General features: G+C 70.5%; 13 protein-coding genes and 1 pseudogene. 7 read left to right on the forward strand and 7 right to left on the reverse strand.

Annotated elements, in window-relative coordinates:
- The 4 genes from SALPAC4_RS0113915 to SALPAC4_RS0113930 all read right to left on the reverse strand — a co-directional run bounded on the left by SALPAC4_RS0113915 (position 1) and on the right by SALPAC4_RS0113930 (position 4,839).
- Positions 1–1,440, reverse strand: a complete 1,440-nt coding sequence (locus SALPAC4_RS0113915) for a GuaB1 family IMP dehydrogenase-related protein (RefSeq protein ID WP_019870845.1) — start codon at positions 1,438–1,440, stop codon at positions 1–3.
- Between the two features lie 139 nt (positions 1,441–1,579).
- Entirely contained in the window at positions 1,580–3,331 is a 1,752-nt protein-coding gene (locus tag SALPAC4_RS0113920) for an acetyl/propionyl/methylcrotonyl-CoA carboxylase subunit alpha (RefSeq protein WP_019870846.1), read from the reverse strand.
- A gap of 133 nt (positions 3,332–3,464) precedes the next feature.
- Positions 3,465–4,118, reverse strand: coding sequence for an O-methyltransferase (locus SALPAC4_RS0113925; RefSeq protein ID WP_019870847.1), 654 nt, complete (start codon positions 4,116–4,118; stop codon positions 3,465–3,467).
- Positions 4,119–4,158: 40 nt separating this feature from the next.
- Positions 4,159–4,839: a Maf family protein gene (locus SALPAC4_RS0113930; protein ID WP_027644514.1), complete on the reverse strand. Its 681-nt coding sequence runs from the start codon at positions 4,837–4,839 to the stop codon at positions 4,159–4,161.
- Between the two features lie 966 nt (positions 4,840–5,805).
- On the opposite strand from SALPAC4_RS0113930, the pseudogene SALPAC4_RS0113935 reads away from it, so the two are divergent.
- Positions 5,806–7,071: pseudogene (locus SALPAC4_RS0113935) on the forward strand (serine/threonine-protein kinase); the annotation flags it as partial.
- Positions 7,072–7,168: 97 nt separating this feature from the next.
- On the opposite strand, the gene SALPAC4_RS0113940 reads toward SALPAC4_RS0113935, so the two are convergent.
- Entirely contained in the window at positions 7,169–7,381 is a 213-nt protein-coding gene (locus tag SALPAC4_RS0113940; RefSeq protein WP_027644515.1) for an acyl-CoA carboxylase subunit epsilon, read from the reverse strand.
- 90 nt (positions 7,382–7,471) lie between these two features.
- Between SALPAC4_RS0113940 and SALPAC4_RS0113945 the strand changes: the two genes are divergently transcribed.
- The 4 genes from SALPAC4_RS0113945 (at position 7,472) to SALPAC4_RS0113960 (ending at position 11,654) form a co-directional block, all read left to right on the forward strand.
- On the forward strand, positions 7,472–9,343 hold the full coding sequence (locus SALPAC4_RS0113945) for a serine/threonine-protein kinase (protein WP_027644516.1): 1,872 nt from the start codon (positions 7,472–7,474) through the stop codon (positions 9,341–9,343).
- Between the two features lie 75 nt (positions 9,344–9,418).
- Positions 9,419–10,162: a M50 family metallopeptidase gene (locus tag SALPAC4_RS0113950; RefSeq protein ID WP_019870851.1), complete on the forward strand. Its 744-nt coding sequence runs from the start codon at positions 9,419–9,421 to the stop codon at positions 10,160–10,162.
- Between the two features lie 108 nt (positions 10,163–10,270).
- Positions 10,271–10,771 carry a sigma factor-like helix-turn-helix DNA-binding protein gene (locus SALPAC4_RS0113955; protein WP_018729557.1) on the forward strand — a complete coding sequence of 167 codons (501 nt, stop codon included), beginning with the start codon at positions 10,271–10,273 and terminating at the stop codon, positions 10,769–10,771.
- Complete coding sequence (locus tag SALPAC4_RS0113960) at positions 10,764–11,654, forward strand: hypothetical protein (protein WP_019870852.1); 891 nt, start codon at positions 10,764–10,766, stop codon at positions 11,652–11,654. The genes SALPAC4_RS0113955 and SALPAC4_RS0113960 overlap by 8 nt, the downstream gene beginning before the upstream one ends.
- Before the next feature lie 8 nt (positions 11,655–11,662).
- On the opposite strand, the gene SALPAC4_RS0113965 is transcribed toward SALPAC4_RS0113960, so the two are convergent.
- The gene (locus SALPAC4_RS0113965) at positions 11,663–13,246 is read right to left on the reverse strand and encodes an acyl-CoA carboxylase subunit beta (protein ID WP_019870853.1); all 1,584 of its coding nucleotides are present in this window, start codon (positions 13,244–13,246) and stop codon (positions 11,663–11,665) included.
- An 85-nt stretch (positions 13,247–13,331) separates the two neighbouring features.
- Between SALPAC4_RS0113965 and SALPAC4_RS0113970 the strand changes: the two genes are divergently transcribed.
- Together SALPAC4_RS0113970 and SALPAC4_RS0113975 are read left to right on the forward strand one after the other, a co-directional pair.
- Positions 13,332–14,207, forward strand: a complete 876-nt coding sequence (locus SALPAC4_RS0113970; protein ID WP_019870854.1) for a biotin--[acetyl-CoA-carboxylase] ligase — start codon at positions 13,332–13,334, stop codon at positions 14,205–14,207.
- 127 nt (positions 14,208–14,334) lie between these two features.
- Entirely contained in the window at positions 14,335–14,901 is a 567-nt protein-coding gene (locus SALPAC4_RS0113975) for a PH domain-containing protein (RefSeq protein WP_027644517.1), read from the forward strand.
- Positions 14,902–14,971: 70 nt separating this feature from the next.
- On the opposite strand, the gene SALPAC4_RS0113980 is transcribed toward SALPAC4_RS0113975, so the two are convergent.
- Positions 14,972–15,667, reverse strand: a complete 696-nt coding sequence (locus SALPAC4_RS0113980; protein WP_019870856.1) for a GtrA family protein — start codon at positions 15,665–15,667, stop codon at positions 14,972–14,974.
- Between the last annotated feature and the right edge of the window lie 50 nt (positions 15,668–15,717).

A 15,717-nucleotide genomic window follows, 5' to 3' on the forward strand; every position in this document is an offset into this window, starting at 1 on the left:
TCACCAACTCGTCGGGAGCGGCATCCCCTCGGTATAGCCGGCCGCGCTCTGCACCCCGACCAGCGCCCGCTCGTGGAACTCGGTGAGGTTGTGCGCCCCGGCATAGGTGAAGGCGCTACGTACCCCGGAAATGATCTCGTCAACGAGGTCCTCCACGCCCGGCCGCTCCGGGTCCAGATACATCCGCGCCGACGAGATGCCCTCCTCGAAGATCGCCTTCCGGGCGCGGTCGTACGCGGAGTCCTCCGCCGTCCGCGCGCTGACCGCCCGGGCCGAGGCCATGCCGAAGCTCTCCTTGTAGCGGCGGCCGTCGGCGTCGGAGTAGAGGTCGCCCGGGGACTCGTAGGTGCCGGCGAACCAAGAACCGATCATGACGTTTGAGGCCCCCGCGGCCAGTGCCAACGCCACATCGCGGGGGTACCGGACCCCGCCGTCTGCCCACACGTGCCGGCCCAACGCCCGCGCCGCCGCGGCACAGTCGAGGACCGCCGAGAACTGGGGTCGGCCCACCCCGGTCATCATCCGCGTGGTGCACATCGCGCCCGGCCCCACGCCGACCTTCACGATGTCCGCACCCGCCGCAACGAGATCACGGACGCCGTCGGCGGTGACCACGTTGCCGGCCGCGACCGGTACGGCCGGATCGAGCGCGCGTACCGCCCGGAGGGCGGAGATCATCCGTTCTTGGTGGCCGTGCGCCGTATCCACGACCAGGGTGTCCACTCCGGCCTCCAGGAGGGCTCGCGCCTTGCCGGTGACGTCGCCGTTGATGCCCACCGCCGCGGCGATGCGCAGCCGGCCCCGGTCGTCGAGTGCCGGACGGTACAGCGCGGCGCGCAGCGCCCCCGAACGGGTGAGTACGCCGACCAGCCGTCCCTGGTCGTCGACCACCGGTGCCAGCCGACGCCGGCCGGCCGAGAGCCGGTCGAAGCCGCTCCGCGGGTCGGTGTCCGCCGAGACGGTGTGCAACTCCACCGACATCACGTGCTGTAGCTGCGCGAACCGGTCCACGCCCACCGTGTCCGCCTCGGTGACCACCCCGACCGGGCGGCTGGACTCGTCCACCACGACCACCGCGCCGTGCGACCGCTTCGGCAGCAGGTGGATGGCGTCGCCGACGGTATCGGTCGGACCCAGGGTGATCGGGGTGTCGTACACCAGGTGTCGCTGCTTGACCCAGGCGACGACATCCGCGACCACCTCGATCGGGATGTCCTGCGGGATGACCGTGATGCCGCCCCGCCGGGCCACGGTCTCGGCCATCCGGCGGCCCGCCACCGCGGTCATGTTCGACACCACCAACGGGATGGTGGTGCCGGTGCCGTCAGCGGTCGACAGGTCGACGTCGAGCCGGGACGCCACCTCGGAGCGGGCCGGGGCCATGAAGACGTCGTTGTAGGTCAGGTCGTGCGCGGGGACCGCGCCGTGAAGGAACCGCACCCGGCCATCATGACTGGCTGTCTCGACTCGCGGTCCCCGGGTCGGGCAACATCCCGCCGTCTGGCTGCCCGGAGGCACCCGCGGCGCGGGCGGCCGGGTCGTCGGTGTACGTCCTCCGATCCGCGGCAGCCAGCGCCCCTCAGGCGATGGTGCAGATCGCGCCGCCAGCGGTGATGACCGCGCCGATCTCGGCGGCGAGGCTGCTGACCGTGCCCGCCTGGTGCGCGTGCAGCGGTTGCTCCATCTTCATCGCCTCCAGGACCACGACCAGGTCGCCCTCGGCCACGATGTCGCCGTCGGCGACCGCGATCTTCACGATCGTGCCCTGCATGGGGGAGGTGAGCGTGTCGCCGCTGACCGCGGCCCCGGCCTTCGCCCCACCGCGCCGACGGGCTGGCTTCTTCGCCGTGGGCGTGGCGGTGGCCGTGCCGGCGCCGAAGCCGGCCGGGAGGCTGACCTCCAGCCGCTTGCCGCCCACCTCCACCACCACGGTGTCGCGCTCCGCCGGGCCCTCGGTGGGGCTGGCCGTGGCGGTGAAGGCCGGCACGGTGTTGTCGAACTCGGTCTCGATCCACCGGGTGTGCACCGTGAACGGCTCGGCGGTGAAGGCCTCGTCCCGGACCACCAGCCGGTGGAAGGGCAGCGCGGTGGCCATGCCCTCGACCACCATCTCGTCCAGCACGCGACGGGCCCGCTCCAGGGCCTCGGTACGCGTCTCGCCAGTCACGATCACCTTGGCGAGGAGCGAGTCGAAGTTGCCGCCGATCACATCGCCGGCGGAGACCCCGGTGTCGACCCGTACTCCCGGACCGGTCGGCAGGCGCAGCGCGGTGATCGTGCCCGGGGCGGGCAGGAAGCTCCGGCCCGGGTCCTCACCGTTGATCCGGAACTCGATGGAGTGTCCGCGGGGCGCCGGGTCCTCGGTGAACCGCAGCTGCTCCCCGTCCGCGATGCGGAACTGCTCCCGGACCAGGTCGACCCCGGCCGTCTCCTCGGTCACCGGATGCTCCACCTGAAGCCGGGTGTTGACCTCCAGGAAGGAGATGGTGCCGTCGGCGCCGACCAGATACTCGACGGTGCCGGCACCGTGGTAGCCGGCCTCCCGACAGATGGCCTTGGCCGAGTCGTGGATCTGCTGTCGCTGCGCGTCGGTGAGGAACGGCGCCGGCGCCTCCTCGACCAGCTTCTGGTGCCGGCGCTGGAGGGAGCAGTCCCGCGTGCCCACCACGACGACGTTGCCGTGCTGGTCGGCGAGGACCTGGGCCTCGACGTGCCGAGGCTGGTCCAGGTAACGCTCGACGAAACACTCACCCCGGCCGAACGCGGCGACCGCCTCCCGGGTGGCCGACTCGAACAGGTGGGGGATCTCCTCCATGGTTCGGGCCACCTTGAGGCCGCGACCGCCTCCGCCGAAGGCCGCCTTGATGGCGACCGGCAGGCCGTGGTCAGCGGCGAAGGTCAACACCTCGTCGGCGCTGCCCACCGGGTCCGGGGTGCCGGGGACCAGCGGTGCGCCCGCGCGTTGCGCGATGTGCCGGGCGGTCACCTTGTCGCCCAGGTCGCGGATCGCCTGTGGGCTCGGCCCGATCCAGGTCAGCCCGGCGTCGATCACCGCCTGCGCGAATTCGGCGTTTTCAGAGAGGAAGCCGTAGCCCGGGTGCACCGCGTCGGCACCCGATCGTGCCGCGACATCGATCAGCTTCTCCATGCGCAGGTAGCTGTCGGCGGCGGTGTCACCGCCGAGCGCGTACGCCTCGTCGGCCAGGGTGGCGTGCAGGGCGTCGCGGTCGGAGTCCGCGTAGACGGCGACGCTGGCCAGGCCGGCATCGCGGCACGCGCGGATGACGCGGACAGCGATCTCGCCGCGGTTGGCGATGAGTACCTTGCGCACCTTGGGGGCTCCTCCCGGGGTGTTCGTTGACGGGGAGTGTAACGGCCCTGCCGAAGCTCCCTAACGAGCGCTAAGTGTGGGATGCCGCACTGCCCGTTCACCAACCGTCCCGCAGCGCCGCGCGGTGGGCCGGTCAGCGCACCCGGGCCAGGGTCAGCCCGTCGGCGATCGGCAGCATCACCGGGTCCACCCGTACGTCGGCCAGCACCTCGTCGTTGAACGCGGCGATGGCTCGGTCGGCGTCGTCCTGCGGCGCGAGTACCCGCCCGTCGCGGAGGACGTTGTCGACGGCGATCACTCCGCCGGGCCGCATCCGGGGTACCAGCTCCGCCCAGTAGGCCGAGTAGCCGACCTTGTCCGCGTCGATGAAAGCGAAGTCGAGGTGGCGGTCGGCCGGTAGCTCCCGCAGCGTCTCGCTGGCGGGGCCGATCCGCAGCCGCACCCGCTCGTCCACGCCGGCCCGGGTCCAGTAGCGCCGAGCAATCCCGGTGAACTCCTCCGAGACGTCGAAGCAGGTCAGCTGCCCATCTTCGGTCAGCCCGCGGGCGATCGCCAGCGCGGAGAGCCCGGTGAAGGTGCCGACCTCGACCGCTCGTCGCGCCCCCAGCAGCCGGGTCAGGAAGGTCAGGAACGCGGCCTGCTCCGGTGCCACCTGCATCTTCGCGTCTTCCGGCAGGTGCGCCCGGGTCTCCTCGATCAGGTCGAGCATGACCTGATCCGGTGGGCCACCGTGGGCGACCAGGTACGCGTGCAACTCCGACGTCAACGGGATGGACTTGGTGGTCAACGCTGCTCCTTCGTGCTCTCGACGGCGATACTCTCGCCGCTCAGGCTCCAGGGTTTGGCTTTGCGGCAGTCGGGGTGCCGGACGGTGTGGCGCTCGATGTGCCCCGGCTCCACAGGTCGGTGATCTGCAGATCCAGCTCGGCCAGGAGGCGGCGCAGCAGCGGCAGGGAGAGGCCCACCACCGTGCCGGGGTCGCCCTCGATCCGTTCCACGAACGGCCCACCCAGCCCATCGATCGTGAACGCGCCGGCCACTGCCAGGGGTTCCCCCGTGTTGACGTACGTGGCGATCTCGTCGTCACTCACCGCGGCGAAGTGCACGGTCGTAGCGGCGACAGCCGCTGCCCGCCGGCCGGCCGTCAGGTCAATGAGGCAGTGTCCGCTGTGCAGGATTCCGCTACGCCCCCGCATCCGCTCCCACCGGCGGATGGCGTCGGCCCCATCGGCGGGCTTGCCGAAGATCTGGCCATCGAACTCCAGCACCGAGTCGCACCCGATCACCAGGGTGCGCTGGTCCTTGGTCGGGCGCTGCCGGGTCAGGACCGCCTCCGCCTTCAACCGGGCCAGCTCAAGGCAGAGTTCACCCGCGCTATCGCTGACCACGAGGGATTCGTCAACGCCGCTGACCAACACCTCCGGCTCGATCCCCGCTGCCTGGAGGGTCTTGCGGCGGGCAGGGCTCGCGGAAGCGAGGACGAGGCGAAGCGGTAGAGATCCAGACACGACGCAGACGTTACCCGCTCCGTACCCGGTGCTTGGGACGCTGTGGCCCTGGCCAGTGGGACCACCGTGACGGGAGCCGGGTGCGCGGTCGGCAACGTCAATCGGTGCAGTCGATGGCGGGGTCGATCGGCCCGTTTTCCGGCGGGCGGAACGTCGGACTTACCCCCTGATCTGTCTCCCCCCGCTGGTCGGAACCCCAGGTGCGCGCCGTCTCCTCGGAGTTGAGGTGGTGTGCTGGGAATCCCGGGCGACCAGTCGGCACCGAGGACCCCGGTGCGGCGCCGAGGGGCGGGATGGTCGGATCGCCGGGGAAGCCCCTGCCGCCCCCCGGGCGCGAGCCGGCTCCGCCGGTCGGTGCGGTGCCCGCGCCGCCACCGCCGATGACTCCGCCGCGGGGGCGGCGTGGCGGGCCATCGGTGGGGGAGGGGCAGCTGGATCCCGGGCTAGTGCCGGTGCTGCTGAGCGCCGGAGTGGTCCGGGTCTTTGACGGGGTCGGCGTTGGCTTGGGGGTGGCTCCAGGCGACGTTGGCGACGGGGGTGAAAGGGGAGCGGGAGCACTCGACGTCGGGCCTGCCGCGTCGGGCTCGTACGACCGCTCTTGGTGGAGCTTCGCCTGGTGCTCCTCGGGTATCTCCACAACGCCGCTGAGGCTCGGAAACTGGGCCGCCGGACGACCCTCACCCTCCTCGACCATCGTCCCTCCCTGTCTGTCACCGCGCCGTTTCCATGAGTGAGGGTAGCGGGTGCGGGATGGGAGTTGCAGCCCTGGAATAGTGCATTTCAGGTAAGACGCCTCGGGTTGGTCCACCCCGTAGTTGAGTCCATCGCTCACGTCAGCGTGAGTCGTGGACGCGGGAACCGACAGCCAGCCCCACCGGCTCTGGGAACTGCCGTGGCGTGGATCTTCGGTGGGCCGTGGCGTGCCACCCGACCGGCTGTTTTCGGCGCCCGGTACCGTTTCAGGCGATGTCGAACACACCTTCGGAACTTGTCGCTGGCCGGTACCGGCTTTTGTCGCCGATTGGCCAGGGTGGCATGGGTCGGGTGTGGAAGGCGCAGGACGAGGTGCTGCATCGGACTGTGGCGATCAAGGAGTTGGTTCCGCCGCCGAGTCTTACCGATGAGGAGCGCCGTGAGATGCGGGAGCGTTCGCTGCGCGAGGCGCGGGCGATCGCTCGTCTTAATCACGTCAACGTTGTTCGTATCTTCGATGTGTTGCGTACCGATGGTGATCCGTGGATCGTGATGGAGTACGTGGCGTCGAAGTCCCTCCACGGCACGCTTGCTGAGCAGGGGTCGGTGCCGCCGGCTCAGGCGGTGCAGATTGGTCTTGGGGTGCTTGGTGCGCTGCGGGCGGCACACAAGGCGGGTGTGATGCACCGTGATGTCAAGCCGGGCAACGTGCTGCTCGGCGAGGACGGGCGGGTGGTGTTGACCGACTTCGGTATTGCCACTGTCCCGGGTGATCCGAATGTCACCCGCACCGGCATGGTGCTCGGCTCCCCCGCCTATCTTGCCCCGGAGCGGGCGCTGGACGGCACCGCCGGGCCGGAGGCGGACCTTTGGTCGCTGGGCGCGACTCTGTACGCGGCGGTTGAGGGTAAGTCGCCGTACGCGCGTCCCTCGGCGATCGCGACCCTCGCGGCGCTGGCGACCGAGCCGCCGCCGCCACCGAAGAACGCCGGCCCGCTGCGACCGGTACTTGATGGCCTGCTGTGCAAGGATCCGACCGATCGGATCACCGCCGAGGTGGCGGAGCGGCTACTCCACCGAGCCGACGTCCCCTCCACGGCGATGCCGGCCCATGCTCGCCCGGCCCCGCCGGCCGGCCCACCGCCGGCCCGAGCCGACGTCCCCTCCACGGCGATGCCGGCTTATGCTCGTCCGGCCCCGCCGGCCCGAGCCGACGCCGGGCCGGCGGAGAAGGCCGGTGAGTCGGGTGTCCCGGCATCGCCCGTGCCCCCGCCAGCCGTGCCCGGTGCCGGCACGAAGCGTTACCCCGCCCGCCACAGATGGCTGTTCAGTGCCGTGGCGGGTCTGCTTCTGCTCGGTGCCGTGCTGTTTTCCGGGTGGCTACTCGCCACCGAACCGTTGATCGGTGCCGTGGCGGGTCTGCTTCTGCTCGGTGCCGTGATGGCCTATCCCCGGCGCACCTCGGACGACGACGGAGCAGATCCGGATGCCGTCCTGCCCGGCGCCGTGCCCGCCGAGGCTCGGGCGCGTTCGACGGCCGAGGGCGACTAGATCGGGTGGTGAGCCGGGGGCGGGCTCGCCGGCACCGCGATCCTGGGTGCGGACCGGATAACCCTGTGCGGGGCGGAAGTCGTCGTCAGCGGGGCAGGCCGGAGGCGCGCCAGGCGTCCGGGCCGGCGGTGTGGCCGGTACTGGCGGGGCGGGCGCCGCGCGCCCAGGCGGAAATCGTAGGTGGGGCGGGGGGCGTCGCCGGCCGGGGGTGAACGACAATCGCGCCCACCAGGGCGGCCAGCTCCTCAGCGGTCGGCGTGCCGTGAACGACGCGGAACAGTGGCTCCTCGGCAGACATGGCGTCAGCGTACGCCTGGAGTTTGGATCTTCGTTGCGCGGTGGCGTGCCGCCCGAGTTGCCGCCGCTGCCGCCGGGTACCGTTTCAGCGATGTCGAACGCGCTTCCAGAACTTGTCGCTGGCCGGTACCGGCTTTTGTCGCCGATTGGCCAGGGTGGCATGGGTCGGGTGTGGAAGGCGCAGGACGAGGTGCTGCATCGGACTGTGGCGATCAAGGAGTTGGTTCCGCCGCCGAGTCTTACCGATGAGGAGCGCCGTGAGATGCGGGAGCGTTCGCTGCGCGAGGCGCGGGCGATCGCTCGTCTTAATCACGTCAACGTTGTTCGTATCTTCGATGTGTTGCGTACCGATGGTGATCCGTGGATCGTGATGGAGTACGTGGCGTCGAAGTCCCTCCAGGACACGCTTGCTGAGCAGGGGTCGGTGCCGCCGGCTCAGGCGGTGCAGATTGGTCTTGGGGTGCTTGGTGCGCTGCGGGCGGCGCACAAGGCGGGTGTGATGCACCGTGATGTCAAGCCGGGCAACGTGCTGCTCGGCGAGGACGGGCGGGTGGTGTTGACCGACTTCGGGCTCGCTACCGTCCCGGGTGATCCGAATGTCACCCGCACCGGCATGGTGCTCGGCTCCCCCGCCTACATCGCACCCGAACGGGCGCTGGACGGCACCGCCGGGCCGGAGGCGGACCTTTGGTCGCTGGGCGCGACTCTGTACGCGGCGGTTGAGGGTAAGTCGCCATACGCGCGTCCCTCGGCGATCGCGACCCTCGCGGCGCTGGCGACCGAGCCGCCGCCGCCACCGAAGAACGCCGGCCCGCTGCGACCGGTACTCAACGGCCTGCTGCGCAAGGATCCGACCGATCGGATCACCGCCGAGGTGGCGGAGCGGCTACTGCGCCGAGCCGGCGGCAAGCGTTCGCAGCTCATCCCGCTGCTGTCCGGGGTACGCCGGCCTGGGCCGAACCGTCGCGAGGGGCGGACGCCCGCATACGTGCCGGCGCCACGACCGGCGCCGAAGCTTCCCGAATCACCGGCGCCGGCCACACCGGCATCCGCGCCGTCGCCACCGACGGTCGAGCCGTCGGCTGATGCCGCCCCCACCGCGAAGGTGACCGGCACCGGTCCGACCGCACCGGTTGACCCTCCGGTGGACCGAGCGGATGCCGACCCGACAGCGAAGCTGGGTGGGCCGTCGGCTGCCCTGGTATCGGCGGTGCCCTCGCCCGGCGGGCCAACCGGTACGAAGCGTTACGCCACCCGTCGCAATGCGTTCATCGGTGCCGTGGTTGTCCTGCTCCTGCTCGGTCTCGTGGTGGCCTATCCCCCGCTCACCACCGAGGACGACGGCGCGGATCCGGGTGCCGCCGCGACCGGTGCCGGGTCCACCACGGCCCCGGCCAGCTCGGCTCCGAGCGCCGCGGCGTCAACGAGCCCTCCGCCGACCAGCGCCAGCTCCCCGCCGACCAGCGCCAGCCCGACGCCGAGCGGCACGGCGGGCGCGGCCCTGCCGGCCGGCTGGAAACTACACCAGGACGACACGGGATTCGTGGTGCCGGTGCCGCCGGGGTTCGACCTGGACTATCGCCGAAAGTGGGGTCGGGGGCCGGAGGACTACCGGGTCCGGTTCTCCGATGGTCAAGGACGGGCCCTGCTCATCGACCAGACGACGACGCCATTGGACGATGCCGAGGCCGACTGGCGTAAGCAGGAGGCTGCCCGACGCGGCAACTACCGTGGCTACCAGCACGTCAAGATTGTTTCAGTGGACTACTGGGATGAGGCCGCTGACTGGGAGTGGATCTTCGATGACGATTACGGACGTCGGATGCACGTCCGTAATCGTGGCTTCGTGACCGCGCCCGACAAGGGGTACGCGATCCGCTGGGACTGCCCGGAGAACGACTGGGCGGCGAACGAGCCGGTCTTTGAGATCATCGCCGCCGGGTTTGTGCCGGTACGTAGCTGATCTCGTCCCGGGCGGCCGGCGGCGGCCAGATCGGGCCGGGAGCCGGCCGGGACGAGGGCGGTAGGCTCCCCGCCCATGGTGTCGATCGACGGTCTGACCGGTATCTGGGACACACTCCTCGGCGCGCAACCGGACCCGCCTCCGTTGCTGGTGCTGCTGACCGGGGTGGGGGCGCTGGTTGTGGTCAGCACCGGTCGACCCTGGCGGGTCGCCCGCAACGCGGTGACCATCGCCCACGAGGGTGGGCACGCCCTGGCCGCCCTGCTCACCGGCCGTCGCCTGCAGGGCATCCGGCTGCACTCGGACACCTCCGGGCTCACCCTCTCCGCCGGCCGTCCCACCGGTCCCGGCATGGTGATCACCCTGCTCGCCGGCTACCTGGCTCCACCGCTGGTCGGGCTCGCCGGCGCCGGGATCCTCGGCGGAAACCGGATCACCCTGCTGTTGTGGATCGCCGTCGCACTACTGCTGGCCATGCTGGTCCTGATCCGCAACGTCTTCGGAGTGCTGTCGCTGCTGGTCACCGGAGGGCTCGTACTCGCCGTCTCCTGGTACGCCGTACCGCAGGTGCAGGCGGCGTTCGCGTACACCGGAGTGTGGTTCCTGCTGCTCGGCGGTCTCCGCCCGGTGGTCGAGCTGCAACGGCTACGCGCCCGCGGCCGGATGCCCGCCTCCGACGCTGACCAACTCGCCGCCATCACCCCCTTCCCCGCGTTCTTCTGGGTCACGGTGTTCGCCCTGGTCAACCTGGTCGTGCTGGGCTTTGGCGCGGCTTTGTTGGCCGGCCCGGCCCTGACCGGGTACGGGCTGACCGGTTGAGCCGGTCAGCCCGGGATGGCCCGGTCGGGGCGGAAAAGCCGAGGCCTGCCGGCAACCTGGAGCCGGCGCTGGTGCGTGTCCTCTGCGACCGCCACGGGAGGTAGCCAGGTGCCGGATATCGAGGGGTTCGACGAGTTCTACCGGGGGAGCCGGCAGCGGCTGCTCGGCTTCGTGTACGTGCTCACCGGTGATCTCGCCGAGGCTCAGGATGCGGTGCAGGAGGCGTACATCCGGGCCTGGCAGCGCTGGTCAACGGTGAGCGGGTACGACGACCCGGAGGCGTGGGTGCGGGTGGTGGCGAGCCGGGTCGCGGTCAGCCGGTGGCGCAGCCTACGCAGTCGTGCTCGGGCGTACCTGCGGCACGGTGCCGTCGGGAGCGCCCCCGCCCCGAGCACCGACACGGTGGCGGTGGTCGCCGCGCTGCGCCGACTACCCGAGGAGCAGCGCATCGCGATCGCGCTCTACTACCTGGTGGGAATGCCGGTCGTCGAGGTCGCCCGGGAGACCAACGCCCCGGTTGGCACCGTCAAGGCCCGGCTGGCTCGGGGGCGGGCCGCTCTCGCCGGGCTGCTCGCCGTCGTTGATCTGGAGGAGGCCGTCGATGCGTGACGAGCTGAGCGTCGTCGAGCCAATGCAACGTGCCCTGCGCGACATCCGTTGGCCGGAGGCGGCGGAGCTCCGTGCTCAGGCTCGCCGTCGCAGCCGGCGGACCGCCCTGTTGGCGGGGGGAGTCCTGGTGGGGACCCTGGCGGTGGCCATCATCGCGGTGGTCAACCGTCCCTCGGGATTCCAACCGTCCACTTCGGCGCCGGTGCAGGCTGCGGTGGGCAGCACTCCGGCGTCGACCGCCGGGCTGGTCGCGGCGATGCGCTCCGACCTCCCGCCCGAGCTCTTCATCCAACAGTCGGACCTGGTGGTGCGCACCGAACTAAACCTCAAGGAGGCCGCTGCGGGTGGGAACGTCACGTTGGGGCTCGGGCGCGGCCGATGCGGTTTGGGTCCGGGGGCGGAGGCCTGGATGAGCCGGTCACAGACGTTGCTGCGGTGGTCGGCCGGCGGTCCCGACCGACTCGGTGACGTCCTGGTCGTACAGGATCTGTACCGGTTCCGCGATGATGGCGCGGCACGCTTCTTCACCGAGGTCCGGCAGACGATCGTTGCCTGCCCCCAGCAGGGGGAGGTCTGGACGGCCGACTACGAAGGCCGGGGGGTCAACCTGCAGGCGGTGCACCGCTGGGACACGCCGCGGGTGGGCTTCGCCGGTGACGAGTCGCTGCTGCTACGGCACTCGTCCTCCCTGCTTCCCAACCCCGCGACGGGGGAGCTGCAGACCGTGGTCAACTCACCGGAGCTGCGGGTCGTGCTGCGCGTCGGTGACCTGGTCACGGTGCTCTTCGTGAGCATGGCCGGCGAGACGGAACTGGTCCGTCTCGCCGACGTGGCAGCCCGTCGAATGTGCATCGCTGCCAACCCGCCCTGCGAGCCACGCTGACCGCACACCTACAGCGGGATGTTGCCGTGCTTCTTCGGGGGAAGGGTCTCGCGCTTGGTGCGCAACACTCGCAGCGCGCGGACGATCTGTGCCCGGGTTTCGTGCGGCGGGATGACCGAGTCGATGTACCCGCGCTCGGCGGCGATGTACGGGTTGGCGAGGGTGTCCTCGTATTCCGTGATCAGCTCAGCACGCCGCGCCGCCGGATCGGTGGCGTCGGCCAGCTCCTGCCGGTGCAGGATGTTGACCGCCCCCTGTGCCCCCATCACCGCGATCTGGGCAGTCGGCCAGGCGAAGTTCAGGTCAGCGCCGAGGTGCTTGGAGCCCATGACGTCGTACGCGCCGCCGTACGCCTTGCGGGTGATGACGGTGACCTTTCCGACGGTGGCCTCGGCGTAGGCGTAGATGAGCTTCGCGCCCCGACGGATGATGCCCTCCCACTCCTGGCTGGTGCCGGGGAGGAAACCGGGTACGTCCACGAAGGTGAGTACCGGAATGTTGAACGCGTCGCAGGTGCGGACGAAGCGCGCGGCCTTCTCCGACGCGGCGATGTCCAGCGTGCCGGCGAAGTGCATGGGCTGGTTCGCGACCACGCCGACCGGCCGGCCCTCGACCCGGCCGTAGCCGACGATCAGGTTCTGCGCGTACAGCGGTTGCACCTCGAGGAACTCGCCCTCGTCGAGGACGTGCTCGATGACCTGGTGCATGTCGTATGGCTGGTTCGCCGAGTCCGGGATGAGGGTGTCCAGCTCCCGGTCCTCGTCACTGATCTCGAGGTCCGGGTCGACCGGGTACGTGACCGGCTCGTCCAGGTTGTTCGACGGCAGGTACGACAGCAGCGCCTTGACGTACTCGATCGCGTCCTCCTCGTCGGTGGCGAGGTAGTGCGCGTTGCCGCTACGTGAGTTGTGGGTACGGGCGCCGCCCAGCTCCTCCATGGCGACGTCCTCACCGGTGACGGTTTTGATCACGTCCGGGCCGGTGATGAACATGTGTGAGGTTTGGTCAACCATCACGGTGAAGTCGGTGACCGCCGGCGAGTAGACGGCACCGCCCGCGCACGGGCCGAGAATGAGTGAGATCTGTGGGATGACGCCACTGGCCCGTACATTGCGGAAGAAGATCTCGCCGTAGAGGCCGAGCGAGGCGACCCCCTCCTGGATTCGGGCACCGCCGGAGTCGTTGATCCCGATGACCGGGCACCCGATCTTCATGGCCAGGTCCATCACCTTGACGATCTTCTCGCCGAAGACCTCGCCGAGGGAGCCGCCGAAGACCGTGAAGTCCTGCGCGAAGACGCAGACCTGGCGGCCGTCGATGGTCCCGTAGCCGGTGATGACGCCGTCGCCGTAGGGGCGGGTCTTCGCCAGCCCGAAGTTGGTGGACCGGTGTCGGGCCAGCTCGTCCAGTTCGACGAAGGAATCGGGATCGAGGAGGAGCTCGATTCGCTCGCGCGCGGTCTTCTTGCCCCGTGCGTGCTGTTTGTCCACGGCGCGTGCCGATCCGGCGTGCACCGCCTCGTCGATCCGACGCTCCAGGTCCGCCAGCTTGCCCGCGGTGCTGTGGATGTTGGTCCCGGTCTCGGTAGTCACCAAGGGAATATAACGATGGTTCAGCTCGGTGCCGCTGTGCAGTGCGCCTCACCACCGGTCATCGGCAGGGCCGTAGGCTGGCGGGATGCTGGGTTCCCCGTACACCGATCTGGATCGCCCGCCGTTGTCGGTGGTGCGGCTGCGCCGCGCGTTGGTCGCGCCGCATGGTCCGTGGGCCCGGCTGGAGCTTCTCGCCGAGACCGGTTCGACCAACGCGGACGTGGCCGAGTACGCCCGCTCCGGGGAGCCGGAGGGCCTGGTGCTGGTCGCGGAGCGGCAGCGTGCGGGGCGGGGCCGGCGGGGCCGCGACTGGCAGTCGCCGGCTCGGGCGGGCATCGCGGCCAGCGTCCTGCTTCGGCCGGGGGAGGCGGTGGCCGAGCGGGGCTGGGCACCGGTACCACCGTCGGCGTACGGGTGGCTGCCGCTGCTCGCCGGAGTGGCGCTGGTGGAGGCGGTGACCCGGCTGGCCGAGCTGGAAGCCACCTTGAAGTGGCCGAACGATCTGCTTGTCGGTGCGGCGAAGTGCGGCGGGATCCTGGCCGAGGGGGTGCCGGCGGCGGGCGTGGCTGCGCCCCCCGCGATCGTTCTCGGTATCGGTCTGAACGTGACTCTTCGTGCTGACGAGTTGCCGGCGAACCCGACCGGTCTGCCGGCGACCTCGCTGCAGTTGGTCGGTGCGGCGGCGACCGACCGGGATCCGTTGCTGCGGGCGCTGCTCCGGTCGCTGGGGGACTGGTATGGGCGTTGGCGGGCTGCGGACGGCGATGCGGTGGCGAGTGGCCTGCGCGCGGCGTACCTGGCCGTCTGTGCCACCGTGGACCGTCCGGTCCGGGTGCTGCTGCCGGATGGTGGCGAGCTGACCGGTACGGCGACCGGCGTTGACGCCGACGGCCAGCTGGTGGTGGCCACCCCGGAAGCCACCCGGCACCTCTCTGCCGGCGACATCCTGCACCTGCGCTGAACGGCCGCTGCTGACCCAGCGGGGCTGGGCTCGGCAGCGGCCTTCGTCGTCCGGCCCGCGCGGCTGATGTCGTGGGGGTCGGGTGAGCGGTTACGGTCTGCGCGTCCGATCTGCGCTGGAGGTACCCGTGGCGTTTCCTGAGGACGTGCTCACCGAGGACGAGCACGTCGTGCTGCACCTACATCCGCACTGGAAGGCCCTGGTCCGGCCGGTCGCGGTGACGGTTCTCGCCGTCGCGGTGGTGGTGGCTGTTCTGGTGCTGGCTCCCGATGGGGCTGGCCGGGCGGTGCTGTTGGCGCTGCTCGGCGGGTTGGCGCTGGTGGGGGTGCTCTGGTTCGCGCTCTGGCCGGTGCTGGTCTGGCGGGCGACCCACTACCTGTTCACCGACGAGCGGGTGCTCATCCAGCGGGGTGTGCTCTCCCGTGACCGCCGGGACATCCCGCTTACCCGGGTCACCGACCATGCGATGCAGCAGCGCTTCAGTGAGCGGCTGTTCGGCTGCGGCACCCTGACCATCGACTCCGCCGGGGAGCGGGGGCGGTCGGTGTTGGGCGATGTGCCGCAGGTGGGGCGGGTGCAGACCACCCTCTATGAGCTGGTGGAGGCGCAGTATGACCGGCAGCCGTCCGGCGACGAGCTTGGGGAGGCGCTGACCGAGGTCCAGGACGGCAAGCCGCTACGGGAATCGGGCTGAGTGGGGCTCGTGGGGCGGGCGGGCCGGAGCGCACCGGCTCCGGAGCCGGTGGTCAGGCGCGACGGTCCGGTCAGGCGCGACGGGATCGGCGAGTGCTCGCCTGGAGTTCCGTAGCGAGCTCGGCTGCCAGCTCCCGGTCCAGGTCGAGGCGGGCGTCCAGCGGGATGGTCAGGCCCTGGATCGGTGTGCGGTGCGGTTGGTGGGTGCCCGGCGGCGGGGCGCTTTCCTCCAGCTCGGAGACCGACTCCGCCAGCTCGGCGACCGGGTCCATCTCGGCCATCGTGTCCCACTCGTCGCGGGGAATGCTGTGCCAGTTGTTCGCGGCCGGCGCTGGCGCCGGCTGGAAGACGAACGTCCGGTAGGACCAGAACCGGAACAGCGTCGCCAGCACGATACCCATCGTCTTGGCCACGTTGAGGGCGAGCAGGCTGGTCACGCCGAGGCCGTATTTGGCTGCGGCCAGCACGCCCAGTTCGATCAGGAGCCCTGCGCCGTTAAAGAGGAAGAACAGGACATACTCGCGCTGAACCGCGGTTTTCGGGCGATCGCGGTACGTCCAGTGGCGATTCATCAGGTATGACGTGATCGTCGCCGTGATGGTGGCGACGACCGTCGCCTTCAGCGCGCCGCCCTGGAAAACAGTGAGTGCAAGGGCGTTGAACACTGCGTAATTGATGACGGTGTTGATGCCGCCGACGATGCCGAACTTCAGCGCCTCATGGACGAACTTCTGCCAGCGCTCGGGCAGGAGACGGACAAGACGCATGCGGAACACCTTAGGCGAGTGGACTGGGCCGGGACCGTCCCGGCCTGGCG

Source organism: Salinispora oceanensis, from assembly GCF_000383575.1.
Taxonomy (GTDB): domain Bacteria; phylum Actinomycetota; class Actinomycetes; order Mycobacteriales; family Micromonosporaceae; genus Micromonospora; species Micromonospora oceanensis.

Excerpts from the sequence above, each read along its gene's own strand:
- SALPAC4_RS0113950 (WP_019870851.1), top strand. The coding sequence starts at position 9,419 with ATGGTGTCGATCGACGGTCTGACCGGTATCTGGGACACACTCCTCGGC.
- SALPAC4_RS0113970 (WP_019870854.1), top strand. The coding sequence starts at position 13,332 with ATGCTGGGTTCCCCGTACACCGATCTGGATCGCCCGCCGTTGTCGGTG.
- SALPAC4_RS0113960 (WP_019870852.1), top strand. The coding sequence starts at position 10,764 with ATGCGTGACGAGCTGAGCGTCGTCGAGCCAATGCAACGTGCCCTGCGC.
- SALPAC4_RS0113980 (WP_019870856.1), bottom strand. The coding sequence starts at position 15,667 with ATGCGTCTTGTCCGTCTCCTGCCCGAGCGCTGGCAGAAGTTCGTCCAT.
- SALPAC4_RS0113940 (WP_027644515.1), bottom strand. The coding sequence starts at position 7,381 with ATGTCTGCCGAGGAGCCACTGTTCCGCGTCGTTCACGGCACGCCGACC.
- SALPAC4_RS0113945 (WP_027644516.1), top strand. The coding sequence starts at position 7,472 with ATGTCGAACGCGCTTCCAGAACTTGTCGCTGGCCGGTACCGGCTTTTG.